This is a genomic window from Rouxiella chamberiensis, assembly GCF_026967475.1.
Lineage (GTDB): Bacteria > Pseudomonadota > Gammaproteobacteria > Enterobacterales > Enterobacteriaceae > Rouxiella > Rouxiella chamberiensis.
On sequence record NZ_CP114058.1, the window covers coordinates 268,688 to 284,043 of the forward strand.

At 55.4% G+C, this 15,356-nt stretch carries 9 protein-coding genes, 7 tRNA genes and 3 pseudogenes; 6 read left to right on the forward strand and 13 right to left on the reverse strand.

All coding sequences use genetic code 11. The annotated features are described in order from the left end of the window. The first annotated feature begins 13 nt into the window (after positions 1-13). Entirely contained in the window at positions 14-1,402 is a 1,389-nt protein-coding gene (locus O1V66_RS01245) for an ethanolamine ammonia-lyase subunit EutB (RefSeq protein ID WP_045047515.1), read from the forward strand. Further along, positions 1,402-2,219, forward strand: a pseudogene (gene eutC, locus O1V66_RS01250) (ethanolamine ammonia-lyase subunit EutC). Before O1V66_RS01245 ends, eutC begins: the two are co-directional and overlap by 1 nt. A 59-nt stretch (positions 2,220-2,278) precedes the next feature. Here the strand turns inward: eutC and O1V66_RS01255 are convergent. From O1V66_RS01255 to O1V66_RS01305, 11 genes are all read right to left on the reverse strand, one after another. Continuing rightward, complete coding sequence (locus O1V66_RS01255) at positions 2,279-3,592, reverse strand: M20 family metallopeptidase (protein WP_045047513.1); 1,314 nt, start codon at positions 3,590-3,592, stop codon at positions 2,279-2,281. Continuing rightward, positions 3,592-4,581 carry an ABC transporter permease gene (locus O1V66_RS01260; protein ID WP_045047512.1) on the reverse strand — a complete coding sequence of 330 codons (990 nt, stop codon included), beginning with the start codon at positions 4,579-4,581 and terminating at the stop codon, positions 3,592-3,594. The genes O1V66_RS01255 and O1V66_RS01260 overlap by 1 nt, the downstream gene beginning before the upstream one ends. Next, entirely contained in the window at positions 4,578-5,576 is a 999-nt protein-coding gene (locus O1V66_RS01265) for an ABC transporter permease (protein WP_241481383.1), read from the reverse strand. The genes O1V66_RS01260 and O1V66_RS01265 overlap by 4 nt, the downstream gene beginning before the upstream one ends. Before the next feature lie 36 nt (positions 5,577-5,612). Beyond that, the gene (locus O1V66_RS01270; protein WP_045047511.1) at positions 5,613-6,617 is read right to left on the reverse strand and encodes an autoinducer 2 ABC transporter substrate-binding protein; all 1,005 of its coding nucleotides are present in this window, start codon (positions 6,615-6,617) and stop codon (positions 5,613-5,615) included. 33 nt (positions 6,618-6,650) lie between these two features. After that, positions 6,651-7,424, reverse strand: a complete 774-nt coding sequence (locus O1V66_RS01275; RefSeq protein WP_045047510.1) for an ATP-binding cassette domain-containing protein — start codon at positions 7,422-7,424, stop codon at positions 6,651-6,653. Between the two features lie 17 nt (positions 7,425-7,441). After that, positions 7,442-8,215 carry a glutamine amidotransferase gene (locus O1V66_RS01280; protein ID WP_045047509.1) on the reverse strand — a complete coding sequence of 258 codons (774 nt, stop codon included), beginning with the start codon at positions 8,213-8,215 and terminating at the stop codon, positions 7,442-7,444. Between the two features lie 332 nt (positions 8,216-8,547). After that, positions 8,548-8,623 (reverse strand) — tRNA-Lys (locus tag O1V66_RS01285). A gap of 40 nt (positions 8,624-8,663) precedes the next feature. Next, positions 8,664-8,739: transfer RNA gene (locus O1V66_RS01290), tRNA-Val, on the reverse strand. A 38-nt stretch (positions 8,740-8,777) separates the two neighbouring features. Next, positions 8,778-8,853, reverse strand: a tRNA-Val gene (locus tag O1V66_RS01295). 39 nt (positions 8,854-8,892) lie between these two features. Continuing rightward, a tRNA-Val gene (locus tag O1V66_RS01300) sits at positions 8,893-8,968 on the reverse strand. A 43-nt stretch (positions 8,969-9,011) separates the two neighbouring features. Further along, a tRNA-Val gene (locus O1V66_RS01305) sits at positions 9,012-9,087 on the reverse strand. 274 nt (positions 9,088-9,361) lie between these two features. On the opposite strand from O1V66_RS01305, the gene gltX reads away from it, so the two are divergent. Further along, the gene (gltX, locus tag O1V66_RS01310) at positions 9,362-10,777 is read left to right on the forward strand and encodes a glutamate--tRNA ligase (RefSeq protein ID WP_045047508.1); all 1,416 of its coding nucleotides are present in this window, start codon (positions 9,362-9,364) and stop codon (positions 10,775-10,777) included. Positions 10,778-10,858: 81 nt separating this feature from the next. On the opposite strand, the gene O1V66_RS01315 is transcribed toward gltX, so the two are convergent. After that, on the reverse strand, positions 10,859-11,653 hold the full coding sequence (locus O1V66_RS01315; RefSeq protein ID WP_045047507.1) for a formate/nitrite transporter family protein: 795 nt from the start codon (positions 11,651-11,653) through the stop codon (positions 10,859-10,861). Between the two features lie 407 nt (positions 11,654-12,060). Here O1V66_RS01315 and O1V66_RS01320 point away from each other — a divergent pair. Both O1V66_RS01320 and O1V66_RS01325 read left to right on the forward strand, forming a co-directional pair. Next, a tRNA-Ala gene (locus O1V66_RS01320) sits at positions 12,061-12,136 on the forward strand. A gap of 77 nt (positions 12,137-12,213) precedes the next feature. Beyond that, positions 12,214-12,289 (forward strand) — tRNA-Ala (locus O1V66_RS01325). 145 nt (positions 12,290-12,434) lie between these two features. On the opposite strand, the pseudogene O1V66_RS01330 reads toward O1V66_RS01325, so the two are convergent. Further along, positions 12,435-13,623, reverse strand: a pseudogene (locus O1V66_RS01330) (NupC/NupG family nucleoside CNT transporter). Positions 13,624-14,050: 427 nt separating this feature from the next. On the opposite strand from O1V66_RS01330, the pseudogene O1V66_RS01335 reads away from it, so the two are divergent. Further along, positions 14,051-15,281 (forward strand): annotated as a pseudogene (locus tag O1V66_RS01335) (Nramp family divalent metal transporter). The last annotated feature ends 75 nt before the right edge of the window (positions 15,282-15,356 follow it).

Here is a 15,356-nt window from a genome sequence, read left to right on the forward strand (position 1 = left end):
TCGAGGGAGTGATATGTTTCAGACCACGTTAAGCCACCGCAGCTATCAGTTTCGCGACCTGCGTGAGTTGATGGCCAAGGCGTCTCCGGCGCGTTCGGGTGACTATCTTGCAGAAATTGCCGCCGACAGCGCAGAGGAGCGCATGGCGGCAAAGATGGCGCTCGCCGAGGTGCCGCTCAAGACCTTTTTGCAACAGGTGCTGATTCCCTACGAAGATGACGAGGTCACGCGGTTAATCATCGACAGCCATGACGCCGCCGCTTTCGCTGAAATTTCGCATCTGACGGTGGGGGATTTCCGCGACTGGCTGCTCGGCGAAGAGACAGATTCCACCGTGCTGGCGCGCGTCGCCAAAGGCATTACCCCTGAAATGGCGGCCGCCGTCAGCAAATTGATGCGTAATCAGGACCTGATTCTGGTGGCCAAAAAATGTCGGGTGATCACCCGTTTTCGCAACACCATCGGGTTGCCGGGGCACATGAGCGTGCGGCTGCAACCGAATCATCCCACCGATAATCTTCAGGGCATCGCGGCAAGTATGCTCGACGGGCTGCTGTATGGCTCCGGTGACGCCGTCATCGGCATTAATCCGGCCAGCGACAGCCTGCCGCTGCTGGAAAATCTCAACTACATGCTGGATGACGTGATAAGCCGCTTCGAGATCCCGACGCAGTCCTGCATTCTGACCCACGTTACCAACACGATTCGGCTGGTGGAGCGCGGCGCGCCGGTGGATTTGGTGTTTCAGTCCATTGCCGGGAGCGAAGCGGCCAATAGCGGATTTGGCATTAATCTGGCCCTGCTGGAAGAAGCGCAGCAGGCGGCGCTGAGCCTGAACCGTGGCACGCTCGGCGATAACGTGATGTATTTCGAAACCGGACAGGGCAGTTGCCTGTCGGCGAACGCGCATTTCGGCGTCGATCAACAGACCTGCGAGGCGCGGGCCTACGCCATCGCGCGCCGCTTTTCGCCGCTGCTGGTCAATACCGTGGTGGGGTTTATCGGACCGGAATACCTTTATGACGGCAAGCAGATTATTCGCGCGGGTCTGGAGGATCATTTCTGCGGAAAACTGCTTGGCGTGCCGCTGGGGTGTGATGTCTGTTATACCAATCACGCCGAAGCGGATCAGGACGACATGGACACGCTGCTCACGCTGCTCGGCACCGCCGGATTGACCTTCCTGATTGGCGTGCCCGGCGCGGACGATATCATGCTGAACTATCAGAGCACCTCCTTTCACGACGCCCTCTATATTCGCGAGCTTTTGGGCCTGAAACATGCGCCCGAATTCGGGGCATGGCTGGAAAAAATGCAGATTATCGACCCCGCGGGCAGGCTGCGCGACACCCGTGCGTCTCATCCGCTGTTGATGCATCTGCCGCAGCTGGGAGGTCGTTGATGAGCAAGAAAGATGACAAACCCGCCTTGCCGTCGGTACACCTGAATCCTTGGCAGACACTCAGACAGTTTACCGCCGCGCGGATTGCGCTCGGGCGAACCGGCGCAAGTCTGCCAACCGATGAAGTGCTGCGTTTTGGCATGGCACATGCGCAGGCGCGCGATGCAGTGCATCAGCCGTTTAATAGCCAGAACTTGAGCCTGAACTTCAGGCGCTCGGCCTCAAGACGCTGCGCGTCGACAGTGCCGCACCCGATCGTACCACCTACCTTTGCCGTCCTGATCTTGGCCGCAAGCTGTCTCAGGAAAGTCGCGCGTTTTTGCGTGCATTACCGGCGCAGGATATCGATTTGCTGCTGGTGGTCGCCGACGGACTGTCGTCCAAAGCCGTACACCGGCAGGCTGTGCCGCTGATCACCGCGCTGTTGCCTCACCTGCGTGCGCTGGGTATCAAGGTGGGGCCTGTTGTGTTGGCGCATCAGTCGCGCGTTGCGCTCGGCGACGACATTGCCGAAACCATGAAGGCGAAGGCCGTGGCGATTTTGCTCGGCGAGCGCCCCGGACTCTCTTCGCCCGACAGCCTGGGCATTTATATGACCTGGGGACCCCACACGCGCCGTAGGGAGTCGGAACGTAACTGCATTTCCAATGTACGCCCCGAAGGTCTGGATTATCCTCAGGCGGCCTTCAAACTCGCGTGGCTGCTGGAACAGGCCTTTGTCCGACGATTGTCCGGCGTCGACCTCAAAGACGAAAGTGATAATGCAACCATCCCGGATTTCACCTCGAAAGCGGACAACTTATCGGGAGAGGGGTAGAGAGGACTGCACACACGGCGTTGAATAGGTCGCCTCGCCGTGCGCGCAGCGCTGCATCACTATCTACACCATTTTTCAATTGTCAGGGCGATGGCTTTGGTGCAGCTCACCAGATCGGCGATGGAGACGCGTTCATTGGGCTGGTGGGACTGCGCAGGGTCGCCGGGGCCGAAATTGACGGTCGGGGTATTGCCCAGACCGCTCGGCAGGCCGATGTCGCTGTGCGCACCAAATCCCGAGAGCACAGGTGAAAGATCGGCTTCGATCACGGCCTGCTGGAAAGTTTGCACAAACGGGTGATCGGCCGGGATCTCGGCGCAGTCGGCGTCGAGGATCCACTCGATGGTGGCCGGATGCTGGCGCAGATAAGGATCCGCCAGACAAATATTTGCCAGATGCTCCTCGACTTCGCGCTTCACATGGCCGCCAAGCCCAAACTCGTCTTTTTCGGACGGAAGATACTGCACGTCGATGATGATTTCGCCATACCCTGCGGTAGAAGATGCGTGCTCGCCCACCTTGAGCTGAGTAACCAGAATCTGATTCGGCAACGCCATTAACGGATGATTCTTTTTAGGATCAAACTGCCAGCGGCGGTTGATGATATCGATGCCGTCCATAATCTGGCGGCAAAGCTGCACTGCATCGACAGGCCCGGTGCCATACCATGAATTCGGCATCAGTTCGGCATGGCCGCCCACGCCATTGACCAGAATCTTGCCCCAGAGAATGCCGTGGCACAGCGGGGCAATGCGGTTGGCACTCGGCTCGGTCATGATGCCTGCATCAGCCTTGAAGCCGCGATCCACCATTGCGAGCGATCCCATGCCGCCTATCTCTTCGTCCACGACAGTGGTAAAGACCACGTCACCGGCATGTTTGATACCCAGTTCATGCAGAAACTCCACCGCCATCAGCATACAGGCGACACCGCCTTTCATATCGACGGCACCGCGTCCAAAGACGTGTTCGTCAATCACTTCAGGGACAAAAGGATCGGTGTTCCAGTGCGCGCGTGCGCCGGGTGGCACGACGTCGATGTGCCCGGTCAGCATGATGGATTTCCCGCCGCCTGTGCCTTTCAATGTGCCGCCAAGATTGGGGCGACCTTCAAAAGTGCGGCCCTTGTTGGCTCCCGGTCGACCCTTGTATTTCTCGTACAATGCCGGGCCGTCGGGGTCCCAGAGGTCGGTCGTCATGCCCAGCGCTTCGAGACGCTGTTGCAGGTAACGCTGGCAGTCATGCTCGCCCGGACCGGCCTGTGTCGGGTCGGCAAGCACGATGGACGGAAAGGATAAAATATCGCACAGCGTCTCGACGATGCGCTGCGGATTTGCTTCTATGTGCGCGGAAATCTTTTCTGAAAGAGACATTATCGGGCTCCGTTTATTTGCGAAACGCGTGAAGAAAGTCGGTCGGCGAGCAGTACGGCTATCAGCAGCAGACCCACGACGCCGACTTGCCAGACGCTGTTGATGCCAAACTGCAGCATGCTGGTTTTCAGCGCGACCAGCAGCAGCACGGCAGCAAAAACGCCGCTCACGCCCCCTTTGCCGCCAAAGATGGCGATACCGCCGAGCAGTGCAGCAGTCAGTGATTCAAGTTCCAGATTGACGCCGGCGTCCGGTCGGCCGCTGCCCAGCCACGACAGGGAAACAAAGCTCGCCGCGCCCGCCAGCAGACCGCACAGGCTGTAAAGCACGATCCGCATCCGGTCTACCGGAATACCGACCAGCCGCGCCGCGTGTTCGTTGAATCCCATGGCATAAATCCAGCGGCCCCACGAGGTGAAGGAGAGCAGGATGGCGACGATGACAAACGCGGGCAGAACCAGCGTCAGGAAGGGCAGTGGAACATCGCCCAGCATGCCGCGACCCCACGGCAGCGCCCAGGCAGGCACGCCGCTTTGGGCTGCACCATCGGTGAGACACAGCGCCAGTCCGGAATAGAGATAGAAGGTGCCGAGGGTGACAATCAGCGGATAAATGCGCAGTCTGGCGACCAGAATGCCGTTGAGGGCGCCGAGCAACGCGCCACACAGCAGGCAAACGACCGGCAGGAGAGCAGGCGGCAATCCGGCCTGCACACTGGTTACGCCGACAATGGCTGACAGCGACACATTGCCGCCGACGGAGAGGTCGATGCCCGCGCCGCCACACAGCACGACCAGTGCCTGTCCCAGTGAAACCAGCGCCAGCAGGGTGGCGAACTGCAAAATGCTGCCGAGCGTCGCGCCCGAGAAAATGGAGGGCTGGGCGATGACCACGACCAGAATCAGCACTGTCCACAGTGCGGCCAGAATCGTCAGTACCAGATTTCGCTGACACCAGCGCAGCGTACTTGCCTTGTTCAGGGCCTTCATGAAGATTGTCTCCGTTTGAGGCGCATCATCCACGGCGCATATTTCAGTCTTCCGGTGGCCACTTCGGCAATCAGCACCAGCAACAGCAGCGCACCGGTCACCACGGTTTGCCACAGTGACGGAACGCCCATCAGCAGCAGGCCGTTTTGCAGGATCCGCAGCAGAAAGACGCCGAGCACCGTGCCGAGCAGACTACAGTGACCGCCCATGATGCTGGTGCCGCCGAGCACCACGGCTGCGATAGCCTCAAGCGCCAGCGTACTGCCGATAGTCATCTCCACGTTGCGGTAGGTCGCGACATAAAAGGTCGCGGCCAATCCGCACAGTGCGCCGCTAATAATAAAAGTAATAAAACGAACCCGCGTGACGGCGATGCCGGAAAGGCGTGCCTTGTCGGGAGAGTGGCCGACAGCCAGCAGATGCGGGCCGAAAGGCGTGCGGCGCAGCGCCAGCCAGACCATAAAATAGGCCAGCACGATGACCCAAACCGTCACGGGCAGGCCAAGCAGTCGTGTTTCAAGCTGCCGGGTCAGCGTGGCGGGCAGCCCCGACAGCCACTGGCCGCCGAGCAGGGCGAAAACGGCGGTACGATAGACGCCGTAAAGCCCGAGCGTGCCGACAATCGACGGGATCTTGCCGAGCACCACCACGCAGGCGGTAATCAGCCCGGCGAGAATGCCAATCAGCGGGCCAGCGAGTGCCGTGAGAGCGGGGGCGAGCGGGGTATTGAGCAGTTGCCCGACACCTATCGCCGCCAGCCCCATGACCACGCCGACAGACACATCAACTCCGCCCATCGCCAGCAGAAGCGTCATGCCCAGGCCAATCAGCAGTAACTCGACGCTATTGCGCATGACGGTCGTTAAATTATCGACCGTCGCGAAATACGGCGAGGACAGGCTAAAAACCACCAAGGCCAGCAGACAGACGCAGGCCAGCGTCAGTTCCCGCCCGGATAAAGAAAGAGACGAGGTCAAGCTCTTGCGATTTACCACAGCGCTGCGCTCTCCATTGGGGTTGAATCCCTTCATTTAGAAATGGAACTGGTCGACATTTTTAGCCGTGAAGACCGCAGGCGCGCCGAGCAGCAAAATGCCGGTTTTCGCGTCGTATTTAACCGGTTGGTCCAGCCCCGGCACCGTATTTTCGGCACTGAAACTTTTGCCATCAATCAGCTGTTTACCGGCCCAGACGGTCAGATAACCCAGTTTTTCGGGATCCCACAGCACGGAGAAACCAAAGGAGCCGCTTTTAAGATAGGCACGCGCGGTGTTTGGGCTGCAATAGCCGGTGCCGACCACTTTGCCGACCTTTCCTGCGGTTTCTATTGCCTGCGCCACGCCCGGACAGGTTGTCGAAGCGACGGCAATAATGCCTTTCAGATCAGGATGGGAAGCCATGAGATCGGTGGCTATCTGCGCCGCCCGGCTCGAGGTGCCACCGGCAAACTGAGGTTTCAGCAACGTGACATTCGGGTATTTTTCCTTCACCCGTTTCTGCATGAAACCAATCCAGGCATTGAGGTTGGAGGCGGTGGCCTCACCCGAAACGATGCCGATGGTGGCGTGATCGCCGACGCGTTCAACCATTTGATCAATGATAGTTTCGCCGAGTCCCTGATCGGTGGCCTGCGCCACATAAACCGCGCGGCCGCTGTCGGGCGCATCACTGTCGCTGGTGAACAGTTTGATGTTTTTGGCTTTGGCCTGCGCGACAACGGGGGCAATGCTCGAAGCATCGAGTACGCTTACGGAAATGGCGTTGACACCTTGAGCTATCAGGTTTTGCACGATTTGCAGTTGGTCCATCGGGTTGGTATCGACCGGCCCCGTGTAGACAAAATCCACGCCAAACGCTTTAGCCGCGCGCGTACCGCCGTCCTGCATCGCCTTGAAATACGGAATGCCGACAATCTGCGGCACAAAGGCCACTTTCGGCTTATCTGCCGCGAAAGCACCCGTGATGCCACAGGCGAGCAGGGCAGAGGTTACTAACGTGGCGGCAAGGGTCTTAACGATTCGTGAAGTCTTTGACATAAGGGATCCACCATCTATAAAGGAGTAGCGCAGCTACACGGTGACGGCATCAAACGCTCGCGCGTCGGGATGGGCGCCGGTAATTAACGAAACAATCTCTTCGGGGGTTGTCTCGGCACGGCGTCGTTCGGCAATTTTGCGGCCCCGACGGAAAACCACCATCCGGTCGGCAACGTCGAAAACGTCGGAAATATTGTGACTAATCAACACCACCGCGCAGCCGCGTTCGGCCAGCTTGCGGGTGAGGGCCAGCACTTTGCGCGTTTCGGCAACGGCCAGTGCCGCTGTGGGTTCATCCATAATCACCAGACGGGCATCAAGATTGAGCGCCCGGCAAATCGCCACCGCCTGACGCTGCCCGCCAGACAGACTGCCGACGGGGGCCAGTGGATCGCTGATGTGCGCCTCGAGTTCCTGCAACAGTTCGGCGACGCGCGACTGCATTGCCTGCTGACGTAAAAACGGAATCCCGAGAAAGCGGCGTTTCAGCTCGCGACCAAGAAACACGTTTTCGGCAATCGACAGATTTTCGGACAGGGCAAGCTCCTGAAAAATCGTCGCGATACCGCGATCGGCGGCCTGTTTCGGCGAGGCAAAGACCGCAGGTTCACCCGCGACCAGCAGCTCGCCGGAACTCGCGGGGTAGGCGCCTGCCAGCACTTTGGTAAAGGTTGATTTACCGGCCCCGTTATCGCCGAGCAGCGCCAGCACTTCGCCGGCGTAAATATCGATATTGATGTCGTTGAGCGCGGTCAGTGCACCAAAACGCTTGCTGATATGTCTGGCCTGAACGTAGGGTTGACTCATCCGCGATGCCCTCGGCGTTATTTATCTTCCAGACGGGTAAGCCAGCTCAGGCAGTTTTTCCACAGCTGGTCATAACCCGGCCACTGAATGAACTCACCCGGAACCCAATGCGGGCCGATATCGGAAGTCCAGACCAGCGAACGACCTTCGCCGTAGGTTCCGCTGACCAGCAGAGGATGTCCGCCTTCGTCGTCGGGCAAGGTCGCGAGCACTTCAGCGCCGTCTTTCAGCAGCACTTCGTTGGCACCCAGAAGCAGCGGCCATTCGCCTTCGATGCCTTTGAGAATCGGATGGGTGCTATCGGCAGTTATCTTTGCCGAAAAACCTTCTGGAATTTCCAGACGATCGTCGTAAGGCAGGCAGGTGACCGGCAAGGCTTCTTCAACCGGCGTATTGCGCCAGCGGGCCTTGCCGTCGATACCCTGGAAGGAGAAATAACCGCCTATCATCATCAGGCCGCCGCCTTCTGCGGTCCATTGACGTAAAAGTTTAAGGCGGTTGGGCATGGGTTTGCTGTGCATCCATACTGCCGGTGGCAACAGCAGGGAGTTTGCGCCGATATCGGACAGGATAATGGCGTCATAGGCCTTGAGGCCTTCCAGATCGAACGGCAGCTTTTCAACCACTTCGTGAGCGGGCATATACGTCAGCTCGAATTCGGTATTTTCGAGGGCCTTGACCAATGGTTCGGCCCCTAGATGAAAAGTCACACTGCCGAACTGATCGAAGCCTTTATAATGGGTCGAAGAACTGACCCAGCTTTCACCCAACAACAATACGCGCTTGCTCATACCGCTTTCTCCTGGTCGCTTTTTAAGCTGATAACAGTGTGATAACAAAGTAAACCGGTTTAGTAAAGCGGTTTAGTGGTGGATATTTCACCCATTTCGCCACGTATAAGGGTAATGTATGAAGGTCGCCGTAAAAGGGAAGAATAGAGAAATAAAACTTATACTCGCAGAGAATTGGACTGATGCAGGAGAAGGGGAGATAACAAGTTCGAAGACGTTTGAATTCAAGAGACGAGGAAATAGAGAAGGAACAATGAAAGAAGGAAGAAGGAAGAAGTTTCGCTGGCCCTGAAACGCAAAAAACGCCCGTTAGGCGCTTTTTTCTTACTAAGTGGTGGGTCGTGCGGGATTCGAACCTGCGACCAATTGATTAAAAGTCAACTGCTCTACCAACTGAGCTAACGACCCACTTTTTAGTAACTGTCTTGTACTCTTCAATTATCAGAAGTGGTGGGCGATGACGGGCTCGAACCGCCGACCCCCTCCGTGTAAAGGAGATGCTCTACCAACTGAGCTAATCGCCCACTTCTGAAAACTGTTTCGCAAGAAGATAACCGAGAAATGGTGGGCGATGACGGGCTCGAACCGCCGACCCCCTCCGTGTAAAGGAGATGCTCTACCAACTGAGCTAATCGCCCATTTCTCATTTCTTCTTACTGCACCATCACTCATAAGAGTGGTGGGCGATGACGGGCTCGAACCGCCGACCCCCTCCGTGTAAAGGAGATGCTCTACCAACTGAGCTAATCGCCCATCATAAGATGGCTTATCACAACGCGGTCACTCTTAAAAAGAGTGGTGGGCGATGACGGGCTCGAACCGCCGACCCCCTCCGTGTAAAGGAGATGCTCTACCAACTGAGCTAATCGCCCCGTCGTGATGGAGTCGCATTATAGGGATAGTTCGAATTGAGTCAACGGTTTTTAAAAACAAAAATGACTGTTCGGCGTAAAACTAGACAAGCCGCCAAAAAAGTATGCAATCCGGTCTATTCTTTATGCATCAATGGGCTATTTCGCTTCGGGTTTGGACGTATCGACGTTGAGGAATCGAGGTAGAGTGATAGAATGACTCCCACTTTTTATTAGTTAAGTGTCGCAATTTCACGCGACATCTATTTGAAACATAGTTAAGGCTGCTTCCCAGATGAAAATCAAAACCCGTTTTGCTCCCAGCCCAACCGGCTATTTGCACGTTGGCGGCGCGCGTACTGCACTTTACTCCTGGCTTTTTGCCCGTAACCTGGGTGGCGAGTTTGTGTTACGTATAGAAGATACCGATCTGGAGCGTTCTACCCAGGCGGCAATCGATGCGATAATGGACGGGATGAACTGGCTGAATCTGGACTGGAACGAAGGCCCGTATTTCCAGACCAAACGTTTCGACCGTTACAACGCGGTCATCGACGAAATGCTGGAAAACGGCACGGCCTATAAGTGTTACTGCTCCAAAGAGCGTCTCGAGGCGCTGCGTGAAGAGCAGATGGCCAACAACGAGAAGCCACGTTACGACGGTCGCTGCCGCGATAGCCACGAACATCACGCCGCCGACGAACCTTGCGTTGTACGTTTTCGTAATCCGCAGGAAGGCTCGGTTATCTTTGATGACCAGATTCGTGGCCCTATCGAATTCAGCAACCTTGAGCTTGATGACCTTATCATTCGCCGCACCGACGGTTCACCGACTTACAACTTCTGTGTGGTTGTCGATGACTGGGATATGGAAATTACCCACGTTATTCGTGGCGAAGACCATATCAACAATACCCCGCGCCAGATTAACATTCTGAAAGCCCTGGGCGCGCCGGTACCGGTGTATGCACACGTGTCCATGATTCTGGGCGATGACGGCAAAAAGCTGTCCAAACGTCACGGTGCCGTGGGCGTCATGCAATATCGTGATGACGGCTATCTGCCGGAAGCCCTGCTGAACTATCTGGTGCGTCTGGGCTGGTCCCACGGCGATCAGGAAATCTTCAGCATTGATGAAATGAAAGTTATGTTCAGTCTGGAAAACGTCAGCAAATCGGCCAGCGCCTTCAACACCGAAAAACTGCAATGGCTGAATCACCATTATATCAACGCGCTGCCGGCCGAATACGTGGCGACACATTTACAGTGGCACATCGAGCAGCAGGGCATTGATACCCGCAATGGTCCGCAGCTGTGCGAGCTGGTGAAACTGCTGGGCGAGCGCTGCAAGACGCTGAAAGAGATGGCCGAATCTTGCCACTATTTCTATGAGGACTTCAGCGAGTTCGACGCCGACGCGGCTAAAAAGCATTTGCGTCCGGTTGCCCGTCAGCCGCTTGAAGCCGTACGCGCCAACCTGGCCGCCATTACCGAATGGACGCCTGAAAACGTGCACAACGCCATTCAGGGCACGGCAGACGCGCTGGGTGTCGGCATGGGTAAAGTCGGCATGCCGCTGCGTGTGGCCGTTACCGGTGCGGGCATGTCGCCGGGTATGGACGTTACCGTTCACGCCATCGGCCAGCGCCGCACGCTGTCGCGTATCGATCAGGCTCTTGCCTTTATCGCCGAACGTGAAGCCCAGGCGTAATTACCCGCCTCGCTAACGCATAGAAACACAAAAGGCCAGCGGATTTTCCGACTGGCCTTTTTCATGCTTACTGCCTGAAGATTAACGAGGCTGCGAGCTTGATTCGGTCGTTACCGTCGGACGATAAGCCATAAAGTACATCAGGCCCACGAATCCGGCACCGCCTACGGCATTGCCAAGGAAGACAGCCGCGAAGTTCGGGAAGTACTGCGACCAGCTCAGCGCACCGGCAAAAATGGCTGCCGGAATGATGAACATGTTGGCCACCACGTGCTGGAAACCGATAGCCACGAACGCCATGACCGGGAACCACATCCCAATCACCTTGCCACCCATCTCTTTACTGGCGAACGCCAGCCATACCGCCAGACAGACCAGCCAGTTGCAGCCTACGCCCGAAATAAAGGAGTGCAGGAAGTCTGCATTGACCTTGGCCTGCGCGATAGACACCGTTTTCGCCAAAAATACGCCTTCCGTCATGCCGAGCACGTGACCAAAGAAGTACGCCACGGCGATGCTGCCAATCAGGTTGGCGAGCGTTACCCAGAACCAGTTACGCACTACGGCGAACAGGCTGATTTGTCGTGCGAACCACGCCATCGGCAGCGTCATCATGTTACCCGTCAACAGCTCGCCTCCGGCCAGCACGGTAAGGATCAGGCCGACAGGGAAGACGGCAGCACCCAGCAGGCCGCCAAATGACCCCCACGAAGCAGGCAATGTGCCGACGACGTGCAGGTCGAGCAGAAAGCCGATGGCGATAAAGGCGCCCGCAAGAAAGCCGAGGATCAGCAGGTGAGTGACAGATGCACGACTTTTATTCACACCGGCCGTAACGGCAAGTGAGGCTATCTCTTTAGGTGTATACAAGGACATGAGTGAGCTCGAATGTTGATTGATGTTATTTGTTTATTGAAATCTTTTGGGTAAACAACCTGGTGTTAATAGACATCGGCGATAACGCGATAGAAGTCTATTATGAGAATTCTCCGAGAACAAGACACCTTGAACCGCGCGTTAACGGTTCGTTAAGAAAAGCATTAAGCTTGTTGTGGAAAATGATGAAGCGGATCAGAGAAATGGCGAATATCCGTGATTAAATCGGCGGCGAGAAAAAGAGTGTAACTGCGCATTAATTGTTCATGTCGAATGAAAAATCGCTGTTATAGCCGGTATTTGGCGTCTTTTTCAGCGGTTGGTCGGATAATCAAATTTAGCCGTTGACAGCTTTGGCGGGAATTCATATTATGCGCCCCGTTCACAAGATTTAATGTGTCCGGAACGGGGGTATAGCTCAGCTGGGAGAGCGCTTGCATGGCATGCAAGAGGTCAGCGGTTCGATCCCGCTTATCTCCACCAATCTTCTTCTCAGAGCAGATTGGCCGCTTAATCTTCCCAAGGATTAGGCAGACGACCATAAATTGACGAACACCCGTGGGGGTATAGCTCAGCTGGGAGAGCGCTTGCATGGCATGCAAGAGGTCAGCGGTTCGATCCCGCTTATCTCCACCAAAATTAAAGAACCCGCTTCGGCGGGTTTTTGCTTTTCTGGACTCCGTCACTGCCCGCTGTTTCGCCTCTCGTTTTTAATTCCTTCCCGAATCGCGCCCATAAAAAAAGGCGCCGAAGCGCCTTTCAAACGGTACTACTCAAAGCGTTACGCCAATACCAGTCCTGCGATAGAGGCAGACAGCACGCTGACAAGCGTTGAACCGTAAAGCAGTTTCAGACCAAAGCGCGACACCACGTTGCCCTGATGCTCGTTCAGACCCTTGATGGCGCCCGCGACAATACCAATCGACGAGAAGTTGGCAAAGGAGACCAGGAACACGGAGAGGATACCCACGCCGCGTGGTGACAGGTCGTGCGCCACTTTCTGCAAATCCAGCATGGCCACAAACTCGTTGGAGACAAGCTTGGTTGCCATAATACTGCCGACCTGCAGCGCTTCATGCGTTGGCACGCCCATTACCCAGGCAAACGGGAAGAACCACATAGCCCAGCACGCCCTGGAAACTGATGTTGAACACCGCAGTGAACAGCGCATTCAGACAGGAGATAAGGGCGATAAAGCCAATCAGCATCGCGGCAACGATAATCGCGACCTTGAAGCCCGCCAGAATGTATTCGCCGAGCATCTCGAAGAAGCTTTGGCCCTGATGCGCATTGGTCATTTGCAGATTTTCTTCGCCTTCCACCTTATAAGGGTTGATCAGTGAAAGCACGATGAAGGTGCTGAACATGTTGAGGATAAGCGCGGCAACCACGAATCTTGGCTCCAGCATGGTCATGTATGCGCCCACGATAGACATCGAGACGGTCGACATGGCCGTCGCTGCCATGGTGTACATACGCTTTTCAGACATTTTGCCCAGAATATCTTTATACGCGATAAAGTTTTCCGACTGACCGAGGATCAGAGAGCTCACGGCGTTGAAGGATTCGAGTTTCCCCATACCGTTGATTTTCGACAAAATAGTACCGATGATGCGGATGATGACCGGCAAAATGCGCAGGTGCTGTAAAATGCCAATCAGTGCAGAAATAAACACGATCGGGCACAGTACATTCAGGAAGAAGAACGCCAATCCTTTTTCGTTCATGCCTCCAAATACGAAGCCTGTCCCTTCGGCCGCGAATTTCAGAAGTGTTTCAAACAAGTCGGAGAAGCCTTTGACGAATCCCAATCCAATTTCTGAATTCAGGAAGAAATAGGCTAACAGGACTTCAATGACCAGCAACTGAGCGATGAAACGTAAACGGATGTTTTTACGATCGCGGCTCACCAGCAAGGCCAGTACTGCGACAACTGCTAATGCTAAAACAAAGTGCAGTATTCGGGACATGTGTGCTCCAAATTTGAGGCAGGCAATATTTCGACGGTCATTTTATGTAACGCGTACATAAAAGATGTGATATGCATTGCAAATATAAGAATTAAGACTAAAAAAAGCAACAGTTCCAGCGACATAACACGATTAGTGAAGATCACAAGAAAATCACGCACAGTTGGCTTTATTATGCTAATTTTACCAGTAGCCAAATTACACCCCTAACATTGTGGGTATTGGCACTGAATATTCTAAAAAGTCTGTATTAGGAAAGCGAGTCTTCATTGACTCTTTTGGCTTGAAACGTTTGAAAGCTGTCAGTTTTACCTCAGCCGCTTACTCCCTATCAGAGAAATAATCAGGATCTTTCCAAATGCGCTTGATAATCATTATCACTTAAGTATGATGACTCATCGCACAAAAACTGTAAGGGTTAACTGACATGTTTAATAGCCGAGCTGAATCCTCCAGCCGTTCCTCCAGGAAGATCAAGCTTTCATTAATGGGGCCTGCTTTTATTGCCGCCATTGGCTATATCGATCCCGGAAACTTCGCCACCAACATTCAGGCCGGTGCCTCTTATGGCTATCAGTTGCTGTGGGTTGTGGTCTGGGCCAACGTGATGGCGATGCTGATTCAGTTAATGTCTGCCAAACTCGGCATTGCCACCGGCAAAAATCTCGCCGAACACATCCGCGACCGTTTTCCTCGTCCTGCCGTCTGGGCTTATTGGGTTCAGGCTGAAATCATTGCGATGGCCACCGATCTGGCCGAATTCATCGGAGCTGCAATCGGCTTCAAACTGCTGCTGGGCTGCACACTGCTTGAAGGCGCGGTACTGACCGGTATTGCGACCTTTATTATCCTCGGCCTGCAAAAGCGAGGGCAAAAGCCGCTCGAGAGAGTGATTGGCGGGCTGCTGCTGTTTGTCGCGCTGGCGTATATCGTCGAGCTGTTCTTCTCGCAGCCGAAAATGATGGAGCTGGGCAAGGGAATGCTGGTTCCGGGTCTGCCCGACAGCAATGCCGTCTACCTTGCCGCCGGTGTGCTTGGCGCGACGATAATGCCACACGTCATTTATCTGCACTCGTCGCTGACCCAGCGTTCCAGTGAAGATTCACGCGAACCAGCGCTATTCCTCGACCAAGCTTGACGTCGCCGTCGCCATGACCATCGCCGGTTTTGTGAATCTCGCCATGATGGCGACAGCGGCCGCGGCCTTCCACTTTAGCGGGCATAAAGGTATCAGCGAGCTGGAAGATGCCTATTTAACGCTCACGCCGCTGCTCGGTCACGCCGCCGCCACCACATTCGGGCTGAGTCTGGTTGCCGCCGGTCTGTCTTCCACGGTGGTCGGCACGCTCGCCGGTCAAGTGGTCATGCAGGGCTTCGTGAAGTTTTATATCCCGCTGTGGGTGCGCCGCGCGGTGACCATGGCCCCTTCATTTATAGTGATTTTAGCCGGTATGGATGCCACCAAAATTCTGGTGATGAGCCAGGTGTTGCTGAGCTTTGGTATTGCGCTGGCGCTGCTGCCCTTGCTGGCCTTTACCGGCAATCGCGAACTGATGGGCGATATGACCAACTCAAGGCCGATGCAGTGGGCAGGGCGCATCATTGTCTTGGTTGTGGTCTGTCTTAACTTCTACCTGCTTATCGGCATGCTGAAATAGTTGCCGATTATCTAACGCGCAATCCATAAAAAAGGGGCACTTTTCAGTGCCCCTTTTGCTGCGTTCGATTCGGTC